This window comes from Halorientalis sp. IM1011, from assembly GCF_001989615.1.
Classification (GTDB): Archaea; Halobacteriota; Halobacteria; order Halobacteriales; family Haloarculaceae; genus Halorientalis.
In genome coordinates this window covers 1,185,391-1,206,303 of sequence record NZ_CP019067.1, presented here as the reverse complement: position 1 = coordinate 1,206,303, position 20,913 = coordinate 1,185,391, and the positions used below count along the sequence as shown (strand labels likewise).

The following is a 20,913-nucleotide window of genomic DNA, read 5'->3' as shown; positions in this document are numbered from 1 at the left end:
GTGTTGCGGTCGTCCATGGACGCGGCGCTTGGCCCACCCGAGACGATGCAGGACCGGGCCGACGAGCTGACGCCGATGATGTCCCAGTACTTCGAGCTGTGCTCGGCGTACGAGGACTCCCTCGTCCTCTTTCAGGTCGGGGACTTCTACGAGGCCTTCTGCGACGCCGCCGAACGCGTCTCGCGGCTCTGTGAGATCACGCTCACCAAACGCGAGGACTCGACCGGGGAGTACCCGATGGCCGGTATCCCCATCGACAACGCAGAGAGTTACATCGAGACGCTGCTGGACGCGGGCTACCGCGTGGCCGTCGCCGATCAGGTACAGGAGCCCGAGGAGACCACCGGGGTCGTCGACCGCGCGGTCACCCGGATCGTCACGCCCGGGACGCTCACCGAGGACGAACTGCTGCGGACCGACGACAACAACTTCGTCGCCTGCCTCGCTCGCGTCGACGACACCGACGGCCTCGCCCTCCTCGACGTGTCGACGGGCGACTTCTACGTCACCAGCACGACCGACGAGTCAGCGGTCGCCGACGAACTCGGCCGGTTCAGCCCCTCGGAGGCCGTCGTCGGCCCCGACGCTCCCACCGACCCCTTCGATTCGGACTGCATGGTCACCCCGCACGACAGGGCTGCCTTCGAGGGCGATAACCCGAACGAGCTGGTCGCGTCGTACTTCGGTGACCCGGAGACGGTCCTCTCGAACTCCGCGGAGATCCGGGCCTGTGGCGCGTTGCTGGATTACGCTGAATATACGAGAGGCGCAGAGGGGGACGACACCGACGGCGAGCGCGACAGGCTAGACTACCTCAACCACGTCACCCGATACGACCCGCGGGAGTACATGCTGCTGGACCGGGTGGCTCTGGAGAGTCTGGAACTGTTCGAGCGCCGGGCGGTCCACGGCCGTGCGGGGGCGACGCTCGTGGAAGTGCTGGACGAGACTGCCTGTGCGCTGGGAAGTCGCGAACTGAAGGACTGGCTCCGGCGACCGCTGATCGAGCGCGCGGCCATCGAGGCGCGTCACGACGCCGTCGGCGAACTCGCCGGCGACGTACGCACTCGCGAACGCCTCCACGACCTCCTTCGGGACGTATACGACGTGGAGCGGCTGATATCCCGAGTCTCCCGGGCCCGCGCCAACGCCCGCGATCTGCGCTCGCTGAAGGACACCCTCGACGTGGTGCCCGAGATCGAGGCCACACTCGACGACGCCGACTGCGATACCCTCCGGGAGATCCGCGCCGACCTCGATGCCCTCGACGAGATCCGGGATCTGATCGGGCGGGCGATTCGCGAGGAACCACCAATCGAGATCACCGAAGGCGGTGTCATCGCAGAGGGGTACGACGACCGACTGGACGACCTGCGAGAGACCGAACGCTCCGGCAAGGAGTGGATCGACTCGCTGGAAGCTCAGGAGCGTGAACGCACCGGCATCGACTCGCTGAAGGTCGGCCAGAACTCCGTCCACGGCTACTACATCGAAGTCACGAACGCCAACCTCGATTCGGTGCCCGAGGACTACACGCGCCGGCAAACCCTCAAGAACTCAGAGCGGTTCTACACACCGGAACTCAAGGCCCGTGAGGACGAGATCATCCAGGCCGAACAGCGCGCCGACGACCTCGAATACGACCTCTTTCGGGAAGTCCGCGATACAGTGGCCGCCGAATCCGAGCGCGTCCAGGCGCTGGCTGACACGCTCGCCCGTCTGGACGTGCTGGTCTCCTTCGGCACCGTCGCCGCCGAGTACGACTACGCTCGCCCGACGTTCGTCGACGACCCCAGGCAGACGGCGATCGAGGGCGGTCGCCACCCCGTCGTCGAGCGCACCCAGTCGTCGTTCGTCCCCAACGACACCCGCCTCGATGCAGACGAGTTCTTCGCCGTCATCACTGGCCCCAACATGAGCGGGAAGTCGACGTACATGCGCCAGGTGGCGCTGATCCAGTTGCTCGCGCAGGCGGGTTGCTTCGTCCCCGCGGCCGACGCTCGCCTCTCGCTGGTCGATCGGGTGTTCACCCGCGTGGGGGCCAGCGACGACATCGCCGGTGGCAAGTCGACGTTCATGGTCGAGATGACCGAACTCGCCGCGATCCTGGAAAACGCCACGGATAGCTCGCTGATCCTGCTGGACGAGGTCGGGCGGGGCACCAGCACTACCGACGGCCTCGCCATCGCCCGCGCGGTGACCGAACACATCCACGACGAGATCGGCGCGCGAACGCTGTTCGCCACTCACCACCACGAACTCACCGACGCCGCCGACGCGCTCGACGGGGTGTTCAATCTGCACTTCGCTGTCTCCGAGGTTTCCTCGGAGGCCAGTCGGACTGCATCGCAGTCCGACGCTGCGGAGCAGGACGGCCAGGACGTGGTCTTCGACCACGAGATCCGCCAGGGGCCGGCCGCCGCCTCCTACGGCGTGGAAGTCGCCCGCGAGGCCGGCGTGCCCGATAGCGTGGTCGACCGCTCCCGGGAACTGCTCGATGCCGACGAATCGGAGGATTCCCACGACGGAAAGAAGGAAACGAACGGCCACCGACCGGACGCACGGACGAACGGTGCGGCGGCCGAGGCCGGGTCGGGTGCGGACGACCCGGACGCCGCTCTTGCCGAGACCGTCCGCGAGCAGAACCTCGCGACGACGACGCCGATGGAGGCGCTGGCGCTGTTACAGGAGCTACAGAAGCAGGTCGAGGAGTGAGTCAACAGCGCTCCTGCTCGAAGGTGAAGTAGAGGCCGGACCGGGCGTGTTCCTCGACGTAGGGGCGACAGACGACAGTGAGCACGTCCCCGTCGTCGCACTGCCGCGGGTAGTAGTGGTACTCGGTCGTGGCCTCCTGTGCCAGCGGATCGTGGTCGATCTCGGCTCGGGCGACGTAGCGTCGACTCGGCACAACGTCCTCGTAGGTCACGGGATCGGTGGCGTCGTCCATCGACGGCACGTCGACCGTGTCGTAGAATGCTTCGGCGTCCTGGTACGCCGTCCGGTCGTCCCGGAACAGGTGTAGCACGACCAGACGGTGCTCGTCGGTGTAGTTCAGAAACCGGATCGTCAACGCCGGCGGGTCCTCGCCACCGAGCGCCGAACAGCCAGCAGTTCCGACGCCGAGCCCGACGCCGACGAGCCCGCGCCGCAGGATCGCTCGTCTGGAGGGCATACGCTCGCCGTCGGGTGCCGGCGAAAAAATCCTGCCGACTCTACGAGTTCGGATCGGGCTCAAGCGCCACGAACTCCATGCCCTGCTCGGCCAGTAACTCCCGCGCCCGGTCGGTCACCGAGGGCGCGACCAGAATCCCCCGCACGTCGGCGTCGGCGTGGAGATCGCGCTCCAGGGCCTCCACGTACCGGCTGAGTTGGCCCACCGCGTCCGGGCCGACCCGCCTCCGCTTCAACTCCACGACGACCCGCCGCCCCTGCTCGTCCTCGCCGAAGATGTCCACCGCGCCCGCCGGCGTCTCGCGTTCGGTCGCCAGCGGGGAGAACCCAGATTCGACGAGATCCGGATCGTCGAGGATGCGCTCCCGGAGATCCTCCTCGGTGCCTTCGAGAGCGAGATCACTCTCGTCGGTCAGGTCGTAGGCGGTAACCTGCAGGATCTCCTCGAACCGCACGAGCAACTCCTCCTCGGGCGTCGAGCGCAGGCTCTGGAGTTCGAGGCGGCCCTCGGTCAGCCGCGCCGCCTGGGAACAGCCCGGCGGTTGCCAGTTCACTGGCTGGTGGCCCTCGTCGGTGTGGACCAGCGTCGTCCCGTCGGGTTTGCAGACGACGAGCCGGTCGCCCGGGCCGAGGTGGCTCGACGCTCGCCCGTCGTACTCCACAGTACAGGTTCCGAACACCGAGACCACGTCCTCGCGCTCGATGGCCGCGGCGACGGCCGTCTGTGCGCGTGCGGGCGTCGGACTCGCGAGTGCGGTGACGCCGTCCGATCGGCGATCTGACGGGTCCACGTTCGCGTCGCTCCCGGCGGCCGCGTCGTCGGCTGTCGCACTTCCCTCTCCGTGTTCCGTCACTGTCCGGCCGTAGTCGTGGACGGCGGATAAGCGCGTCGGGAGCGATCACGACCGCCAGCCGTCCGGATCCGCGTCCGGGCCGAGGTGGACCGTGCGGTCTTCGAGGTGCCAGGACCGGACTTCGCTGGCCAGGAAGGATCGGGCGGCCGCGGGTGTGAGGCGATCGTCGCGGACCATCGCGAGTGTGGCGGCTTTCAGCCCGGCGACGCGGCCGCGCAGGAACTCCCCGTCCGGTTCGGCGCGGGCGGGATCGACCGAGACGAGTGCGCCGTCACGTGGGCGGACCGTGTCGTGGCCCGGCAGGCCGAACCAGGCCGCGAGGTAGGGCTGGACCGTCCCGTCGCTCGCGACGACGTAGCAGGCGTCGTAGGTCTGCCAGTCGACGTGGGTTTCCAGCAAGTCCGCGAACGACCGGTCGGTAGCCAGCGGTTCCGGTTCGACGGCGGCGGGGTGACCGGTTTCTTCGGTCGGGTCGATCGGTCCGCCCGGCCGGATCGCGGCGAGTGCGGTCGCCAGATGCCACTCGTGGGCTCCCCAGTGGGCGTAGTGGAGGTCGTACCGGCCGTTCGTCCGTTCGTAGGCGACGAGTGCGCGCTGTCCCACAGTGGTCACGGGCCACGATGGCCGCGCTTTCGGACAAAAGGGTCAGGGCTCGACCAGTTCGAGGTCGGCGACGGCGTCGCGAGCGCGCTCGCGGAGGTCGTCGGGTTCGAGGTCGCGCAGGCGATCCAGTCGCGCGTTGGTCTCGGCCTGGGCGGGAGCGAAGCGGTTACAGCCCGCCGGAATGGTCGAGTCGGTGAAGGTCCCGATCTCCTTGGCGCGCTCGGTGATGACGTTCTTGTCCTCGGTCAGGAGCGGCCGGAACACGGGGAGGTCGGTGATCGGATCGGTGACGCTGAGATTCTGGGCGGTCTGGCTCGACTTCTGGCCGACGGCCTCCCCCGTGACGATCCCGGCCGCGCCTTCCTCGAAGGCGACCTCCTCGGCGACCGCGAGACAGAACCGTCGGAAGGCGAGCATCCGCCCCTGTTCGAGATTCTTGGCAAGCAGTTCGACCGTCTCGCCACCTGGGACCACGCGGAGCGGTTCCCGGAAGTTCGGCGCGTACTCCCCGAGCGTCCGGACGGTCTCGACGGCGCGGGCGCGGTGGTCCGGCCCGCCGTACTCCCCGAGATCGACGTACACGGGGAGGACGGGACACCCCTTCCGCATGATCTCGTAGGCCGCCACGGGTGAGTCGATGCCGCCGCTGACCAGCGCGACGACCGGCCGCTGGGTTCCCAGGGGCAGCCCACCCGGCCCCGAGATCTGATCGAGATAGAGGAAGGCGGTGTCCTCGCGGACCTCGACGTTGACCGTGAAATCGGGGTCGTCCAGGTCCACCTCGGGCTCGAACTCGTCCTCGACGGCCTCCCAGATCGCCTGTCCGCCCTCGCGGCCGAGGTCCTCGCTGTCCATCGGGAAGGAGTCGCCCGCGCGACGGGCGTTGACGGCGAAACTGCCCCCGTCGTAGTGGGCGGTCGCGGTTTCGACCATGGCGTCGAGGATCGAGTCGGGGTCGGCGGGCAGCGTGCGGGCCGTGCTGGTCGAGACGACGCCGCAGGCGTCGGCGGCGGCCTCGGCTGCTGCGGTGGGCTCGTCGGTCCACACGAGCGGTCGGGTCGGGCGGCGCTCCACGTCGCCGTCGATCCCGCGGTCGGCGAGCAGCGCCTCGATGTTCTCGACCAGTCGCTTCTCCATCCCGCGACGGACCCGACTGCTCTTGGTGCTCATGTCCCCGTAGCGGACGACGACTGTGTCTGCGCCCGGCGGCTCCATACCGTGGTGGAGACGACTGGGAGGTAAATCCCCTTCGGGGTGGGTCTCCCGGACCGACCGCCGACTTCGGCCCGCCGATCCACGGGGGTGGCACGCGCTCTATCTCGTCATCGTCGACGTGCTGACGCTCCCCCACACCACTGTCGTGACGCTCGTGGACCGCGAGCAGGGCATGTGGCGATTCACTCCCCCGTGATCGCTCGTAACTGCGTCCTGGCGATTCGCTTCGAGGCGTTCAGTGGGACGTTGCCGGTCACCTGGACGTAGACGTTCGACTGCTGGGCGTCGACCGCCGAAATCGTACTGTTCGGCCCGGTCAACTCCGGAACTCCGAACGCCCGGTCGCCGATATCCACGTCCGTCGTGTTGGTTCCCTCAGATCGGTAGGTCTCGCGCTGGGCGTCGAGAAACGTCCGTGCGTCTTCGGGCGACTCGAACACCAGCACGGCGATCTGGAGGTCCGCGCTCCCGTTTTTCAGTTCGAGTACCTGCCCGGACTCCAGTCCCGGCGGTTCCGCGCTCGCGTTCGGGGCACGCGTCCCGTTCTCCTCCCAGCCGACGACCTTGTCCGCCGACAGCAGGTATTCACTCGCCGGTTCGTGGTACTCCGTCCCGTTCTGCGTCGGCGTCTCCTCGCCCGACAGCCCGCTACAGCCCGCGAGCAACAGGAGTATCGCCACCGCACCGACGACAGCGATCGACCGACTTCGACTCTCCATAGGCCACCCTGTCCCGCGGATCGTAAAAACGTGGTCGCCGTATCGCCCGTCGTTGGCCCGTCCGGGATTCAGTCCCGCCACAGTCGGCCGCCGATCCCACCGGCGAGTCCGGCGAGCGCCGCCAGAACGCCCAGCCCCGGCCCCGTTCGCACCGTCGTCTTCGGTGTGGCTCCGGTCGCGGTCGTCGTGGTCCGTTCCACCGCCGGCGTGGATTCGGTTTCGCTCTCCGTCGCCGTCTCGATCGACCCGGTCGCCTCGACCGCGAACGTCGCGGCGACGCCCGCGTGGTCCGAGGGCCACACCTGTACCGTCTCCCCCTCGACCTGGTAGCTGACGCGGTCGTCGGGCTGGTGACCGACGCGACTCGCGGCCGTCGCCGACACGTCGCCGCGGTAGAGGAGGCCGTCGATCCTGCTATCGAGCCGTGAGTCCGTGTTCCGGAGATCCGGCCCTTGACAGCAGGTGAACCCGTCGCGGTCGGGATTCGCCGTCGCGTAGGCGTCCGAGAGCGTCGCCGTCAACTGGTCGTAGGCGGCGGTCTCACCACCGGGCCCGCTGTTGAAGTCGCCGCCGACGATCACTGGCTGATCTGTCGGAAGTCGGTCGAGCAGTTCCTCTGCCTGTCCGGTCCGGAGATCTCCGCTCGTCGACGACAGGTGCGTCGAGACGACCGTGACCGTCTCGTCAGCTACCGTCAGGTCCGCCGCGCAGAACCCGCGCTGGACCGAGAGCCCGCCGATCACCGGAATCCATTCCGGGACGCCGAAGGCCGCATCGTAGGTCCCGTTCGCGCTCGCCGTCGCGTCGAGGTCGCTTCGGACCAGCACGGCGTCCCGGTCGGTGAGGCGCACGTCGACGGTCCCGTCGTCGGTGTCGGCCGGCAGTTCCACGTCGGTCGTGACAGTCGAGGCGACCACCTCGTAGTCCGGTCCCCGCTCGGCCAGTGCCGACTGGACGGCGTCGAGCAGATCGACGACGACCGTCTCCGCAGGGTCCGGGGAGTCCGTCCCGGAATCGCTGGGACGCTGGACGCGCAACGCGGAGGCTTCCTGCAGGGCGACGGCGTCCGGTTGCGTGGCCTCGATCTCCGCCGCAATGGCATCGGCCCGCCTCGTGGCACGGCCGGGATCGAACTCCTCGAGCAGGGTCCCGGTGATCTGCAGCACGTCGTCGCGCGAGCGCGCATCGAACAGTCTGAAGAGGTCGACGCCGAGGTAGAGGTTGCGCGTCAGGACCGTCAGTTCGGCCGCCGACTGAGCCGCGATCCGGGCCGACACGCCGGTGGTTGTGACCGCGCCAGCGCCCAGTCCGGCGATTCCGCCGAGGACGGTCCGTCGGCTGACCGACCTGTCGTCCGCTGGAGGTTCCATATCCGACACGTTCCACACCGACGCTACCTGAAAGTAGGGGCCGAACTGTCGCCAATGAATTCGTCACCGAACCTGAACTGTCGGTACAGCTGTTACTGTGCCGATTGTATCGTGAGCGATCGATCGCTATCGGCGCACCGAAAAATGTGCTGTCGAACTCTTACTTCGCGCGGCCGCGGCCGCTGTTGTTGCTCGGGCGGTTGTGCTCGGTGCCCTTGCCCTTCTGGTCGAGGCCGCGGTTGGACTGCCCGGCGTTGGTCAGGCCGCGGTAGGCCCGGCCACGCTGGGAGTCGTCGCAGATCCAGTTGAGGTCGTCGTCGTTCTCGATCGCGGGGTGGTGGGGATCGACGAGGATGACCTCGAACCACTTCTGGCGGCCGTCCTGGCCGACCGAGTAGGAGTTGAGGACGCGCAGGTTCCGGTACTTCCGGGTGGCGCGCTCCTCGGCGACCCGCTGGAGGTTCTTCCGGCGGGTGATCCGGGTCACGCCCTGGCGCTTCGAGCGCCGGCCGGCCGTGAACCGCTGTTTGCGCGCGCCGCCCTTGCGGATGCTGGCGCGCACGACAACGATGCCCTGCTTGGCCTTGTAGCCGAGCGAGCGGGCCTTGTCCAGTCGAGTGGGGCGCTCGACGCGTTCGAGCGCACCCTGGTCACGCCACTCCTGCTGGCGCTGCCACTGTAGTTCCGCGAGCTGTCCGTCGTCGGGGTCTTCCCACGCCTCTCGGATGTGGGAGTAGAAGCTCCGTGTCATGGGCTATCACCACGGGCGTCGAGTGGTTCAATCCTCCGGCGGCCGGACGGCCCGGCCGCCTGCCCGGGGTCAGAGACCCCGCCGATCACATCCCGTCCTGTGAGCCGGGAGACCATCGGTCTCCACACGGCCGGCAGGTGCCCGCTGGTGCCCGTCGACCAGCGAGTTACCCCTTCTTTCCCGCTCCCGGGGTTAAACACTTCGAACTTCGCCACACGTCCACCGCTGTTCGCATCGTCGACCACCCGAGTCCCGAATCGAGCCGTCGAGGTGGCCCGCCCCGGGCACGAGTTGGGAATGTGGCCGATAATTCGCAAACTGGCGCGAATCTTCTACTGCCGTTCACGTCGAAAACAACGGCCTGCCGTGACTCACGAGTCTGTCAAGTGGACCAACCTTAGCTGCTTTCTCACTCATGGCTTACCATCGACATTTCGTGCGGATGGTTGAAGAATACAGGGGGATGTAGCAGTCGAGCCGAACCCTCGAAGACAGGATTCAGTCTTCTGTCTCGCGATCCATCCGATCGACGTACTTCTCGATTTGGTACGTCCGATCCGTTCGGGGAACTATTGCGACGATTGTCATGATACCGTCGCTTATCTCGTAGATAATCCGGTGGCCGCTGTTCCCGACCTTCTGCCGGTAGAAGTTGTAGCCCCCGGGCGAATCAGTGAGGTACGTCAGATGTTTTTGTGGGACACGTCCAAATTCAAGCCACTGCTCCCATTGCTCGATCTTGTCCCGGATTCTGTCACCTGCTTCACGGTCAGACTCAGCAATCGAAAACAGGTCGTCTTTGACTGAAGGCAGCGTCCGGAACTCGTCTGGCGGTTCCACGGATCAGTCGTCAAACCGCTCGTCGTACTCTTCGAGCATTTCCGACACTGGTTCAGACTCGCCACTCTCCAGTTCGTCAAGCCGGTCGGCAACGGCTTGACCCTCGTCGAATTTCATCGTGTCCTCGCCGTCCTCGGGCGCAGGTTCAGACGAGTCAGTTGCCATCTTATCGGTTCTAACGCTGCGAGCGTAATAAGCGTCTAGTACACTGATCTCAGACCTGTCTTCAATCCTATCTATGGATATTAATAAATAATAATATATACTCAAACTGCTGGTGGATCAAGAACCGATCCAACGAATTGAGCCGGACCTACCCGACTTGTGCTCCGGGTTTGATATAGCGACATACGATTTCGAACCGACTGGGGATCCGATCACTGGGTCCCGCCCTCGACGCCGACAGTGTCGCTGAACTCGTCCAGCGACTCTCAACTGCTCGGTTCCGGTGCGCTCGTCACGTTGGACTCGCCCTCGTTGCTCGCCAGCCAGTCCTCGTAGGCCGACGGCGAGACCACGACCACGTCGGTCCGCATCCGTGAGTGGCCCGTCCCGCACAGTTCGGCGCAGTATCCCCGGTAGGTACCCCGCTCGTGCACGCGCGTGCGAACCGTCGTGTACTGGCCGGGGAAGGCGTCCTTCTTGATCCCCAGTTGTGGGATGTACAGCGAGTGGAGCACGTTGGCCGCCGAGAGTCGGAGCCGTACGGGGCGGTCGGCGGGCATCACGAGCACGCCGCGGGTCGTCACGTTCGCGTCGGGATACCGGAACTGCCAGTCGTACTGGTAGCCCAGCCCGTGGACTGTCTCCATGTCTTCACCACTTTCGTTGGCCGCGGCTGGATCGCCGACCGCGTCCGGCGAGAAGTAGGGTGTGGTGAGGACGACGTACGCGGAGACGCCGACGAACAGCAGGATGATGGCCGTCGCGAGCGTCCAGGTGACCTCCAGATTGGGCGAGTCGATGGTCGGCCGCGGGTCCGGGTTGTCCCGGAAGCGGACGACGGCGTAGATCAGGATCACCTCGACGAACACCGCGAGCGGGAGCGCGACGTACAGCAACTGGGTGTTCAGCTCCCGGATCAGGTTCCGGTTGACCGACTGGGCGGCCGCTGGCGTCGCACAGACGACCGCGAGCGCGGCGACGCCGAGGACCAGCCCTGCGGCCCACCGGGCGTGTCGAGACCCCATCGCGTTCCCTCTCCACGTCGAGTCCCAAAAGCGTCCCTCGACCTCTCGAAATCCACAGAGGTCAGCCCGACGACCGGTCTGTAGCTTTTTGGCCGTGTCCGTGGACGGGTCGCTCATGCCAGCCCGCACAGCCGCCCCCGCCAGCCCCCTTCGACAATGAACCGGGCTCTCGTCGAGTTCGGCGTGCTCTGTGCGCTCGCCATCCTCGTCTGTGGGTTCGTCGGCTACGCCCGCCGGTGTGGTGGCCCACGCGCCGACGGCGGATATCGGGAGCGCTCGCTCCTGAATCCGACCGTCATCCGCGAGGGAGTGGTCCGCTGGACGACGACGACCGATCACAAGGATATCGGGCTGCTCTACATCGCCTTCGGGACGCTGGCCGCGCTCTGGGGCGGCGTCGACGCGATGATGTTGCGGACGGAACTGCTCACGCCCGCCGCCGACGTCTGGTCGGAGGCCACCTACAACGCTCTCTTCACCACCCACGGGGTGACGATGCTGTTTTTCTTCGTCACGCCGGTGTTCTTCGGCATCGGGAACTACTTCATCCCACTCCTGATCGGGGCCGACGACATGGCCTTCCCCCGGATCAACGCCATCGGCTTCTGGCTGCTCCCGCCCTCCCTCCTCATCGCACGGGCTGGGCTCCCCTCGCAGGTCACTGCACAGATCCTGGGGGCGCTCACGTCGGGGCCCCTCGTCGACTTCTTCGGCGTGCTCGAAGAGCCCGGGATCGGCTGGACGCTCTACCCGCCGCTGTCGACGACGGTCGCCAATCCCCAGATCGACCTGTTATTGCTCGGGCTGCACCTCTCGGGTATCGCGTCGACACTCGGGGCGATCAACTTCATCGTCACCATCTTCTACGAACGCGAGACGTCCTGGGCGACCCTCGATATCTTCTCCTGGAGCATGCTCACGACCAGCGGCATCGTCCTCTTTGCCTTCCCCTTGCTTGGAAGCGCCTTGCTCATGCTGCTGGCCGACCGGAATCTGGGGACGACCTTCTACGCCATCTCCGGCGGTGGCCCGATCCTCTGGCAACACCTGTTCTGGTTTTTCGGCCACCCCGAGGTGTACATCCTCTTTTTGCCCGCCACGGGCCTGATGAGCCAGATCCTCCCGAAGTTCGTCGGCCGGAAACTGTTCGGCTTTCGCTTCATCGTCTACTCGACGCTGGCCATCGGCGTCCTCTCCTTCGGGGTCTGGGCCCACCACATGTTCGTGACGAGCATGAACCCGAGATTGTCCGCCTCCTTCATGGCCGTCTCGGTCGCCATCGCCGTCCCCTCTGCGATCAAGGTGTTCAACTGGATCACGACGATCTGGGACGGGAACATCCGGCTGGCCGCGCCGGGACTGCTCTGTATCGGCTCGATCGGCACCTTCGTCGTCGGCGGCGTCACCGGCGTCTTCCTCGCGGCCGTCCCCGTCGACGTGTTCTTCCACGGCACCTACTACGTCGTCGGCCACTTCCACCTCATCACCGTCGGCATCATCCCGATGATGATGATCGCGGCCTCCTACTACTGGTACCCGCTCATCACGGGCCGGTGGTACGACCGGCGACTCGCACGATTTCAGGTCGGCCTGCTGATCGTCGGGTCTGTCGTCACGTTCGGTATCCTGCTCGTGCTGGGCTTTCAGGCGTTGCCGCGGCGGTACGCCAACTACCCGGCCGAGTTCGCGTCGCTCCAGCAGATCGCGACCGTCGGCGGGTACCTGATCGGACTCTCGGCGATCCTGTGGCTCTACAACATGATCTGGTCGTACTGGAACGGGGACCGGGTGGACGACGCCGACGTGTGGGACCTCAAGGCGACCGACCAGTTCTCCCGCGAGTGGCAGTGGCTCGAGGACCGCCTCGACCGGAAGTACGACCTGCCCCCGTCGGAACCCGAGACGGTTCGACCCGCCTACACGACCGAGCCCGAAAAGGGGAGCCCGCACGTCCTGAGCGACCCCCGCGGTCTCGTCCGGTCGGTGCTCGACGACACGCTCTATGGAGCCATCGGCGGGTTGCTCGGGACGCTCGCGATGTCGGGCGTGCTGTTCACCGGCGCGTTCATCGGCGTGTTCGACGTGGCCGCCTTCGCCGAACTCGGCGGGCTGGTCGGGTTCGGCGACGACGCACTCGTCGGCTACCTGACCTTCCTGCTCGGCGGGGTCACGACGTGGGCGATCCTCTTCCGGGCCATCGCGGAGTTCCTCCCTGGCCGGGTCCTCGTCGTCACGGGCCTGTCCTACGCGACGATCATGTCGACCGGGTTCGCCGTCGCGTTCTACACCGGCCAGACCGGGCTGGAACTGGTCGGCTACCTCGGCTTCGTCCTCGTGGCCCACTGGCTCTACGGCCTCGGACTCGCAGGGACGATCCGCTACGCCGAATACCGCCGCACGGTGGGGGACTGAGATGGTCCGGGAGTGGCTGTTGACCTACGGCGTCCCGTTCGTGGGGTCGGTGTTGCTCGCGATCGGTATCGTCGGTGGTGTCATGGGTGGCTACGCGCTCGTCCAGCCCGCCATCGGGTTCTGTGGCGACCCACAGATCACGGTCTACAGCGCCGAGGACACCGAACGGCTCCGCGAGGGGCACACGCCGGCGGGCGGCCCGGAACTCGACCGTCTCCGGATCGCGGAGCTATCGCCGGCCGAACGCCGCGCGGTCCGGGCCGGCATCGAAGCGCCCGGCGAGTCCATCTCCGTCGAAGGCGCGACACCCCACCGGGCGGCGTTCCGTCGGGGCGTCCTCGTGGTCGCCGACGGGCAGGCCCACTACGTGACGCTCGCGACCGAGAACGACTGTACGCAGGTGAGTCCGCTCCTCCTGCCACTGGGGATTGCCGCCGGTCTGCTCGGGATCGTCGGTGTCCTCACGCCGCCGATCTATCGCCGGTATCTGGCCTTCGAGCGCAGCCAGCACGGAGACGGGGAGAGTGAGGGCGGCTAGTCACACCCCCACCGCCGCCCCGACGTACAACACGACCACCAGAAAGAGCCAGACGGCGTCGACGAAGTGCCAGTACAGCGACGCCGTCGCCACAGAGGTGTCCCGTCCAGCGCCGTACGCGCCCCGGAGGGCTCGGCCGAACACCACTGCCAGAACGACGACGCCGAGGAAGACGTGAAATCCGTGGAGTCCGGTCAGGCCGTAGAACGCGCTGCCGAATACACCAGTTTGGAGGCCAAAGCCCTCCACGACGAGCAGTTCGTAGTACTCGTAGGCCTGGCCGGCCAGAAAGACCGCACCGAGCGCGACCGTGACGCCGAGCAGGGCGCGAAACCGGCGCTGGTGCCCCGCCGATAGCGCGTGGTGGGCGTAGTGCAGCGTGACGCTGCTGGCCAGCAGGATGGCGGTGTTCACCAGCACGAGCGATCCCAGTAGATCGGGGAGGTGGGTCGGCGGCCACGCGCCGGCCCGGACGAAGAAGTAGTAGACGAACCCCGCGCCGAACGTCGCCACGTCCGTCCCGAGAAAGCAGACCGTCGCCAGCCGGTAGATCCGGCCGTGGCCGCGGCCGACCCGCTCTCCGAGAAAGGCCTCGACGACCCAGCCGGCCAGTCCCACGCAGAGCCCGACTATGCCCAGGAGTGCAACGGCGGCGGCGACCACCGTCGGGAAGACGTCGGCCGCCGTCGCGAGGACGGCGAGTCCCAGCCCAGCGTACAGCGCGCCCGCGCCGATGGCCGCCACGAACGGCCACCGACTCCGGTGTTCGCCCTCGTGATGCGTCGCGTGCGCAGTCTCGCCCATGGCCCGCCTTCCACGTCGTGCCTGAAAACCGTCGCGTCCGTCGCCGAGCTTGTATATTCTGTCTGAGGGTCGTGGTCGTCGCGGGGATCACTCGGCCACCCACGAGAGCAGTCGATCACGGTTCAAAATGCCCCACACCGAGCCCGCGAACAGGACCAGTAGCGTCACGGCGGTCAGGCGCACGTTCTCCTCGGCCAGCCCCGAACCGGAGACGTTGACCAGGACGTACGCCGGCAGGCGACCGAGAAAGGAGATCGTGACGAGTTTCCAGAGATCGATGTCGGTCAGGCCGCCGACGAAACAGAGGACGTCGTCGGGCAGACCCGGGACGAGGAAGATCAGGAACAGGCTCACTGTCCCGGCTTCGTCGACGAAGCCGTCGAACCGCGCCAGCAGGTCGTCCCGGACGACGCTCGCTACGAAGGGGCGGCCGTACCGGCGCGACAGCCAGAACGCGATGGCACTCCCGATCGTCACGCCGACCATGCTGTAGACGGTTCCGAGGACGCTCCCGAACAGGTAGCCGCTGGCGAAGGCCGTCACCTGCCCCGGGATCGGCGCGACGACGACCTGGATCGCCTGGACGGCGACGAACACGACTGGCGCGAAGACGCCCCACTCCTCGACGAACCGACGGAGCGCTCCGCTGTCCGTGAGGATCGGCAGATACTCCCGAACGAACAGCCAGAGGCCGGCGACCGCGAGGACGAGGAGCGCCGCCGCCGCGACGAAGCGCCGGCGTGCCGCTCGTGACTCGAACACGCTGGTCGATTGCCTCTCGGCCATACGGACACGTCGGATCCATGGCAATTAATTTCGCCGGTTACTACCGACCGCCGGGAATCGCAACCGCGTTTAACTGCGACCCCGCCGTCCCCCGAACCGTCGTATGTCTCCGTCGAGACTCCCGGATCGCCGACGCCTCGCACACTTGGGGACTCGGCTCCTGCAAGCCGGTATGCTGGCGATCCTGGCGGTCGGTCTCTACACCCGCAACGTCGGGATCGTGGTCAACGCCGCCATCGCGTTCGCGACGACGCTGGTCCCTGCGATCATCGAGCGTGACCTCCGGATCGAACTGGACGCGCGGTTCACGCTCTGGATCACGCTCGCGCTCTTTTTGCACACGCTGGGGCTGCTCGGCTTCTACGGCGAGGTCTGGTGGTACGACCGGCTCACGCACACCCTCTCGGCCGCGGTGGTCGCGACCGTCGGCTACGTCGTGGCACGGGCCATCGACGACCACAGCACGGCCGTCGTTCTCACCGACCGGTTCCTGTTCGTCTACGTCCTCGTGTTTACCCTCGGGCTCGGGGTTCTCTGGGAGATTCTCGAGTTCGGGACGGCGCTGGGGGCCCGGCTCCTCGGCTTCGAACCGATCCTCACGCAGTACGGCCTGACGGACACGCTGGGCGACCTGCTCTTCGACACGGTCGGGGCCGTCGTCGCCGCGACGGTCGCGACCGAGCGTGTCTCGTCGGTCGTCGCGTCCCTCCGCCGGGGCCTCGACCGCCACGACGCGGACGACGATACCCCGCTCCGTTCGATCGCACACGAACGCCCGGACGTGGACAGTCTCGACGCGGTGGTGCGGTACGAACGGGCGAACGCGCGCCGTTCGTGGGTGGTGGTCGGCTTCCTCGCACTCGTGACCGTCGGCGCGGTCGCGGCCGGTGCGATCCTGTTCGCCGCTCCCGTCGCGGTGGTGGTCGCGCTCGCGCTCGTTCCCACGGTCGCCTACCGTGACCGGCGGGCGACGCTCCCCTGGCAACTCCTCGTTCTCCCCGCGCTCCCCGTGTTCGGGGGCGTGGCTGCCCAGCCGTGGCTCGCCGCGACACCGCTGATCTACGTCGCGGTCGCCGCGGTCGCGCTCACCGTCGCGGTCGAACTCCACCTCTTCACGGCCGTCCGTATGACGCCCACCTTCGCCGTGCTGTTCGTCGTCGTCGCGACGATGGCGGCCGCCGGCCTCTGGGCCGTGGGTCGCTGGCTCGTCGACCTGACGCTGGGCACGCACCTGTTGCTCGATCCCACCCTGACGAGCGACGAGATCGAGACCCGGCTCATGTGGGAGTTCGTCTACGCCGCCGCCGCGGGCCTGTTCGCCGGCGCCCTGTTCGAGTGGCGGTTCCGGCGAAGCTGACGGCGCACGAACGCGCTCCCGGCCAGTCAGTATCCGCCCGACCAACGTCCGATCGACGAATTCTATATAGCGATATATGATTCATAAGATGGGTTTGCGTCACGCACCAACTGTACTCGAAACTGTCGAACTCGGGCTGGAACGGGCAAAAAGCGGCAGAATCGGACGGTCGGGCTACTCGCGGTGGTCGTCGACGGTCTCGAACCGGCTCTCGGCGACGGCAGCCGCGACCGCGTCGGTATCGACGGTGTCGACGTGGCTGGGGTACTTCCGCTGGAAGTAGCCGACGATGTTCTCCACGTCGCGCGCGAGGAGCTCGCGGCTGTTCTCGTGGTCGGTCGGGACGGCCTGAGGCCAGTCGAAGACGGTCACGCCGTCACCGCCGACGAAGACGTTGTACTCGCTCATATCGGCGTGGACGTATCCCTCGTCGTAGGCAGTCGCCAGTTCCGCGAGGATCAGATCCAGGATGGGGACGACCTGCTCGGGTTCGAGTTTCGTCCGGGAGAGCTCGGTGGCGTCGATCTTCTCCATCACGATGGCGTGGCGGTTCTGATCGATCGGCCGCGGGACGCTCACGTCGGGATAGAGGCTTTCGAGGGCGTCGTACTCCCGTTCTGCGGCCTTGCGCGCGGTGTACTGCCAGGAGACGTGATCCCGGTCGGAGGTGTAGTCGCGCTCTTTCATCACTTCCCGGAAGTTGGTGTACCCTTCGCGGTGGTACTTCAGGGCCAGCGGTTTGTAGGAGCGGACCTCGTACACGTCGCTCTCCTTGCCCACGCCGAGGGGCGAACCGAACTCCTCGACGGTCTCGCGTTCGATGAAGCTGTGCAGCGCGAGCGCGTCGTACCCCTCGAAGGTGAGCTTGAACCCCTGATACTGGATCGTCTTTCGCTCGACCAGTCCCCGGTCCTCACACCGGTCGAGCCGGTAGTCGACGTTCTCCGGCGAGAGCCGCGAGAACTCCGGGAGCTTCCCCCGGGCCACCCACTCCGAGAAGCGCATCCCCTGCTCGATGCCCGAGAGCAGGTGGAAGTCCTCGGGTTCGAGCTCTCGCATTAGCGGAGCGACGTTTTCGACCATTAGGCGTCCGTAGCGGCCCGGTCCGTAAAAGCCCGACGCGTCCGCCCGCTGGCAGTGGTAAATCACATAGTGCTATATCGAATCGTGCGAACTCGCCCGACACAACCGCTTTCCCGACCCGGTGACAAGGGCGGCCATGACCGACCTCGCCGACCGAGAGTGGCGGCTGATCCGCGAGGAGGCCCGCGAGGGGCCGATGAACATGGCGCTGGACGAGATCGCGGCCGAGACCGCCGCCGCGGGTGGCCCGCGCACGGTCAGAGTCTACCAGTGGGAACCCAGCACCCTCTCGCTGGGGTACAACCAGGACTCCGATACTATCGACTGGGAGTACTGCGAGCGCGAGGGAATCACCGTCACCCGGCGACCGACCGGTGGCGGGGGAATTTACCACGACTATCATGGGGACATCTCCTACTCGATCGTCGCGCCGGCCACGGAACTCCCGGGCGATCTGATGGACTGTTACGGACTGCTCTGTGAGCCGATCATGGACGCCTTCGAGGCCATGGGCGTGCCGGCGATCTTCGCCGAGGAGGAGCGCCCGGCCGTCTATCAGCCGGCGTGTTACCTCCGGGAACTCCACCCGGCCCACGACGTGGTGTCGGCCACAGATAGGCGCAAACTCAGCGGCAACGCCCAGTACCGGCGCAAGGACAGCGTCATCCAGCACGGGTCGCTCACCTACGCCGGGCGACCCGAGCGCCACCTCGCCGTCTTCGCGGGCCACGACGTGACCGTCGACGAGTTCGAGGACCGTGTCGGCGCTATCGAGGACTACGCCGATCGCTCTCGCGAGGCGGCCGTCGAGACGCTGACGGACGCGCTCGCGACGTGGGCCGACGCCGAGGCGGGGGCGTGGACCGACGACGAACTCGCCAGGGCGCGGGAACGTGCCGAGACGAAGTATCGATCGGAGGAGTGGGTCAGAGACGGGACGGACCCGATCTGATCGGCGGGGGACTCACTCCGCCGTCAGGGCGTACAGCGGTCCGTTCGGCTCGTTGAAGTAGACGGTCTCGTCCGCGATGGCTACCGACGCGCGGACGCTGCTCCCGACGTCTCTGTTCCAGGCTCTGTCCCCTGTCTCGGTGTCCAGCGCGAGTAGCGAGCCGTCTTCGTCGTTGAACACGACGATGCCGTCGGACGCGGACGGCGGGCCGAGGACGGCCCCGGTCCCGTCGGCCATCCACTTCGTCCGGCCGTCGGTGACGTCGAACGCGACCGGCCGGTACGAGCGCGAGCGCTGGGCGTACACCGCGTCGTTCCCGACCGCGATCCGCTCCGCCTGGAACGGTCCCGGTGCGAACCACCGCGTGCGTCCCTCGGCCAGGTCGAGCGCTACCAGATGGGACTCGCTGAGAGCGAACACGGTGTCGTGGGCGACGGCCGCTGCCGCGACGGGTTCGCCGCCGGAGGCCGCCCACAGGAGCGAGCCGTCGGCAGCGTCGAACGCCTGGAGTGGATTCCGGCCCGCGACGACGACCCCGTCGGCGACTGCGGGTGCCCCGAGCAACGGTTCGCCCACGTCCTCGGACCACAGCACGTCGCCGGATGCGGCGTCGATGGCGTACAATTTGTCGTCGGTCACGTACACCGTGCCCTCGGCGACGGTGCCGCTGCCCTGCCAGATGTTCCCGGAGACGGGGACCGTCCACAGGACGTCGCCGCTCGCCGCGTCGACGCCGCGGAAGTCCTCGGGCGTTCCGAAGGCCACGATGCCGTCCCCGACAGCGGGCCGCGTCGTCCGGGCAGGTTCTCCGTGGACCCACTGCTCGGTGCCGTCGTCGACGGACAGCGCCCTGAGGGAGCGGCCGGCGTAGACGGTGCCGTTCGCGACGACCGGTTGGGTATCGCGGTGGGCGAACTCGACCGCAGACTCGGTCCACGCCGCCGTCGGACTGGATCCGGGGGCGGTGGTCCCGGGATTGTGCGCGCTTCCGCCCGGGTCGTACGCCGCGGCGGGCCAGGACGCGCCGCCGTCGATGGCCGACCGTGCCGTCGGCGAGACCAGTCCGGGGTAGTCCTCGACCACCTCGTCGCCTTCGAAGGTCGTCTCGAAGCGGAACTCCCCCTCCTCGGGCCGGCCGGCTTCCTCGCCGCCGAAGAACTGCGGCTGGAAGGCGAGACTGACGGTCCGTTCCTGCCCGGACGCGAGCAGCAGGGGTCGCCGGCGGTCGATGGACCCCTCCGCCTCGGTGTGGGACAGGGCCACGACGAGCATCGCCTGCCTGGCGCGCTTGCCGGTGTTCTCGACCGTGGCCTCGGTCCGGACCACGATGCCGTCGCCGTCTACCCGTTCGATGCCGTTCACCTGTAACGGGCCGTCGTACTCGGCCAGATTCCCGGTCGGTGACTTCTCGGTGGGTTCCCCACCGTCCGACCCGTCCGAACTGAGCAGCCCCAGACAGCCAGTCAGTCCGGCGAGTGAGACGGCCGTTCCGGCCGCGAGACACCGACGGCGAGTCACTGATTGTCGCTCGTCTTTCACGATTTCGACTCGTCGTATTGGTAATAAAAGATTTCGCTGATATTGAAACGTCGAGTCACCGATAGGGGTCGGCCAGTAGCCGTGGAATCGCGAACCGTTATTGATCTACTCCGCCCGACGATTTCGAGTTCGCTAACAGTATCGAACACCCGAGCGACATGGATCGACACGGACTCAGCCACGCCCGCTGGTGCAGACTCGTCTCGATACACCCGGCGCAGACGGCTCTGTGGATACCGTGCTCGAATCCCGTCGAGACGCCAGTACGTCCACACAGCGATTGGCGGCTCCAGCGGCCATCTCTGTCCTGTTTCGAGGCGCACAGGTGGTCTTCGAATATCCACACAGCCTGTTTTCGGCCGCAAGATACCACTAAGCAGTTCGAATCACCCAATCGTGGTGACCGGCCAGTCCCACGCCAAACTGGCCACGCCACAGGCGCGAAAAGCCAGAAACCACACCGTTGACGTGCGCACAACGCGGTCTGGAGGATCGAAATGTCGATACGAACTTCTCACTCCCGATCGCAGAACCGACGGTGGAATTGCCCACACAGCGGTGCCGTCTTGTGGTTTCCAGAATCCCAGTCGATCCCATCACCGCGGACATGGCTGGGCGCCCAGCGCACCATTGCTATTCCTGCCGGAGCGTCGCTCGTAGGGCTGTGTGGGGGAACCCTGCCTGGCCGGCTGGCCCCGGACTGGGTCGCTCCCTGAGTTCACCACAGCT

At 67.0% G+C, this 20,913-nt stretch carries 19 protein-coding genes; 5 read left to right on the top strand and 14 right to left on the bottom strand.

The features are described 5' to 3' along the window. Positions 1-15: 15 nt before the first annotated feature. On the top strand, positions 16-2,715 hold the full coding sequence (gene mutS / locus BV210_RS06045) for a DNA mismatch repair protein MutS (protein WP_077205767.1): 2,700 nt from the start codon (positions 16-18) through the stop codon (positions 2,713-2,715). A gap of 1 nt (position 2,716) precedes the next feature. On the opposite strand, the gene BV210_RS06040 is transcribed toward mutS, so the two are convergent. The 10 genes from BV210_RS06040 to coxB all read right to left on the bottom strand — a co-directional run bounded on the left by BV210_RS06040 (position 2,717) and on the right by coxB (position 10,713). Continuing rightward, positions 2,717-3,172 (bottom strand): hypothetical protein, encoded by a 456-nt coding sequence (locus BV210_RS06040; protein WP_077205766.1) that lies wholly within the window; start codon positions 3,170-3,172, stop codon positions 2,717-2,719. Positions 3,173-3,212: 40 nt separating this feature from the next. Then, a complete protein-coding gene (gene nucS / locus BV210_RS06035; protein ID WP_077207989.1) occupies positions 3,213-3,962 on the bottom strand; it encodes an endonuclease NucS in 750 nt (249 codons plus the stop codon). Between the two features lie 108 nt (positions 3,963-4,070). Next, on the bottom strand, positions 4,071-4,637 hold the full coding sequence (locus BV210_RS06030) for a DUF6735 family protein (RefSeq protein ID WP_077205765.1): 567 nt from the start codon (positions 4,635-4,637) through the stop codon (positions 4,071-4,073). A gap of 33 nt (positions 4,638-4,670) precedes the next feature. Beyond that, positions 4,671-5,843, bottom strand: a complete 1,173-nt coding sequence (locus BV210_RS06025; RefSeq protein ID WP_077205764.1) for a tRNA sulfurtransferase — start codon at positions 5,841-5,843, stop codon at positions 4,671-4,673. Between the two features lie 182 nt (positions 5,844-6,025). Beyond that, positions 6,026-6,562, bottom strand: coding sequence for a hypothetical protein (locus BV210_RS06020; RefSeq protein ID WP_077205763.1), 537 nt, complete (start codon positions 6,560-6,562; stop codon positions 6,026-6,028). A 68-nt stretch (positions 6,563-6,630) separates the two neighbouring features. After that, positions 6,631-7,932: an endonuclease/exonuclease/phosphatase family protein gene (locus BV210_RS06015; RefSeq protein WP_077205762.1), complete on the bottom strand. Its 1,302-nt coding sequence runs from the start codon at positions 7,930-7,932 to the stop codon at positions 6,631-6,633. A 160-nt stretch (positions 7,933-8,092) separates the two neighbouring features. Further along, positions 8,093-8,683 carry a 50S ribosomal protein L15e gene (locus BV210_RS06010; protein WP_077205761.1) on the bottom strand — a complete coding sequence of 197 codons (591 nt, stop codon included), beginning with the start codon at positions 8,681-8,683 and terminating at the stop codon, positions 8,093-8,095. 498 nt (positions 8,684-9,181) lie between these two features. Next, the gene (locus tag BV210_RS06005; protein ID WP_077205760.1) at positions 9,182-9,523 is read right to left on the bottom strand and encodes a type II toxin-antitoxin system RelE/ParE family toxin; all 342 of its coding nucleotides are present in this window, start codon (positions 9,521-9,523) and stop codon (positions 9,182-9,184) included. A 3-nt stretch (positions 9,524-9,526) separates the two neighbouring features. Then, a complete protein-coding gene (locus tag BV210_RS19780) occupies positions 9,527-9,688 on the bottom strand; it encodes a hypothetical protein (RefSeq protein ID WP_157525886.1) in 162 nt (53 codons plus the stop codon). A gap of 266 nt (positions 9,689-9,954) precedes the next feature. Further along, positions 9,955-10,713, bottom strand: coding sequence for a cytochrome c oxidase subunit II (gene coxB, locus BV210_RS06000; protein ID WP_077205759.1), 759 nt, complete (start codon positions 10,711-10,713; stop codon positions 9,955-9,957). A 156-nt stretch (positions 10,714-10,869) separates the two neighbouring features. Here coxB and BV210_RS05995 point away from each other — a divergent pair, with 156 nt between their 5' ends. Together BV210_RS05995 and BV210_RS05990 are read left to right on the top strand one after the other, a co-directional pair. Further along, on the top strand, positions 10,870-13,125 hold the full coding sequence (locus tag BV210_RS05995) for a DUF6789 family protein (protein WP_077205758.1): 2,256 nt from the start codon (positions 10,870-10,872) through the stop codon (positions 13,123-13,125). Between the two features lies 1 nt (position 13,126). Then, on the top strand, positions 13,127-13,663 hold the full coding sequence (locus tag BV210_RS05990) for a hypothetical protein (RefSeq protein ID WP_077205757.1): 537 nt from the start codon (positions 13,127-13,129) through the stop codon (positions 13,661-13,663). Here BV210_RS05990 and BV210_RS05985 read toward each other — a convergent pair whose 3' ends face one another. Together BV210_RS05985 and BV210_RS05980 are read right to left on the bottom strand one after the other, a co-directional pair. Further along, positions 13,664-14,467, bottom strand: a complete 804-nt coding sequence (locus BV210_RS05985) for a heme-copper oxidase subunit III (RefSeq protein ID WP_077205756.1) — start codon at positions 14,465-14,467, stop codon at positions 13,664-13,666. A gap of 87 nt (positions 14,468-14,554) precedes the next feature. Beyond that, positions 14,555-15,253 (bottom strand): TVP38/TMEM64 family protein, encoded by a 699-nt coding sequence (locus tag BV210_RS05980; RefSeq protein ID WP_077205755.1) that lies wholly within the window; start codon positions 15,251-15,253, stop codon positions 14,555-14,557. A 172-nt stretch (positions 15,254-15,425) separates the two neighbouring features. On the opposite strand from BV210_RS05980, the gene BV210_RS20560 reads away from it, so the two are divergent. After that, positions 15,426-16,610: a hypothetical protein gene (locus BV210_RS20560; protein ID WP_077205754.1), complete on the top strand. Its 1,185-nt coding sequence runs from the start codon at positions 15,426-15,428 to the stop codon at positions 16,608-16,610. Between the two features lie 174 nt (positions 16,611-16,784). On the opposite strand, the gene BV210_RS05970 is transcribed toward BV210_RS20560, so the two are convergent. Then, complete coding sequence (locus BV210_RS05970; protein WP_077205753.1) at positions 16,785-17,693, bottom strand: serine/threonine-protein kinase RIO2; 909 nt, start codon at positions 17,691-17,693, stop codon at positions 16,785-16,787. 136 nt (positions 17,694-17,829) lie between these two features. On the opposite strand from BV210_RS05970, the gene BV210_RS05965 reads away from it, so the two are divergent. Then, positions 17,830-18,645 carry a biotin/lipoate A/B protein ligase family protein gene (locus BV210_RS05965; RefSeq protein ID WP_077205752.1) on the top strand — a complete coding sequence of 272 codons (816 nt, stop codon included), beginning with the start codon at positions 17,830-17,832 and terminating at the stop codon, positions 18,643-18,645. Positions 18,646-18,657: 12 nt separating this feature from the next. Here the strand turns inward: BV210_RS05965 and BV210_RS05960 are convergent, their stop codons facing one another. Then, a complete protein-coding gene (locus BV210_RS05960; protein ID WP_077205751.1) occupies positions 18,658-20,184 on the bottom strand; it encodes a PQQ-binding-like beta-propeller repeat protein in 1,527 nt (508 codons plus the stop codon). Between the last annotated feature and the right edge of the window lie 729 nt (positions 20,185-20,913).

What these genes read in the sequence shown, in the direction of transcription:
- BV210_RS20560 (WP_077205754.1), top strand. Translation starts at nt 15,426, where the DNA reads ATGCTGGCGATCCTGGCGGTCGGTCTCTACACCCGCAACGTCGGGATC.
- BV210_RS05990 (WP_077205757.1), top strand. Translation starts at nt 13,127, where the DNA reads ATGGTCCGGGAGTGGCTGTTGACCTACGGCGTCCCGTTCGTGGGGTCG.
- BV210_RS06020 (WP_077205763.1), bottom strand. Translation starts at nt 6,562, where the DNA reads ATGGAGAGTCGAAGTCGGTCGATCGCTGTCGTCGGTGCGGTGGCGATA.
- coxB (WP_077205759.1), bottom strand. Translation starts at nt 10,713, where the DNA reads ATGGGGTCTCGACACGCCCGGTGGGCCGCAGGGCTGGTCCTCGGCGTC.
- BV210_RS06010 (WP_077205761.1), bottom strand. Translation starts at nt 8,683, where the DNA reads ATGACACGGAGCTTCTACTCCCACATCCGAGAGGCGTGGGAAGACCCC.
- BV210_RS05980 (WP_077205755.1), bottom strand. Translation starts at nt 15,253, where the DNA reads ATGGCCGAGAGGCAATCGACCAGCGTGTTCGAGTCACGAGCGGCACGC.
- BV210_RS05970 (WP_077205753.1), bottom strand. Translation starts at nt 17,693, where the DNA reads ATGGTCGAAAACGTCGCTCCGCTAATGCGAGAGCTCGAACCCGAGGAC.
- mutS (WP_077205767.1), top strand. Translation starts at nt 16, where the DNA reads ATGGACGCGGCGCTTGGCCCACCCGAGACGATGCAGGACCGGGCCGAC.
- BV210_RS05965 (WP_077205752.1), top strand. Translation starts at nt 17,830, where the DNA reads ATGACCGACCTCGCCGACCGAGAGTGGCGGCTGATCCGCGAGGAGGCC.
- BV210_RS06040 (WP_077205766.1), bottom strand. Translation starts at nt 3,172, where the DNA reads ATGCCCTCCAGACGAGCGATCCTGCGGCGCGGGCTCGTCGGCGTCGGG.
- BV210_RS05985 (WP_077205756.1), bottom strand. Translation starts at nt 14,467, where the DNA reads ATGGGCGAGACTGCGCACGCGACGCATCACGAGGGCGAACACCGGAGT.
- BV210_RS19780 (WP_157525886.1), bottom strand. Translation starts at nt 9,688, where the DNA reads ATGGCAACTGACTCGTCTGAACCTGCGCCCGAGGACGGCGAGGACACG.
- BV210_RS06025 (WP_077205764.1), bottom strand. Translation starts at nt 5,843, where the DNA reads ATGGAGCCGCCGGGCGCAGACACAGTCGTCGTCCGCTACGGGGACATG.
- BV210_RS05995 (WP_077205758.1), top strand. Translation starts at nt 10,870, where the DNA reads ATGAACCGGGCTCTCGTCGAGTTCGGCGTGCTCTGTGCGCTCGCCATC.
- BV210_RS06015 (WP_077205762.1), bottom strand. Translation starts at nt 7,932, where the DNA reads ATGGAACCTCCAGCGGACGACAGGTCGGTCAGCCGACGGACCGTCCTC.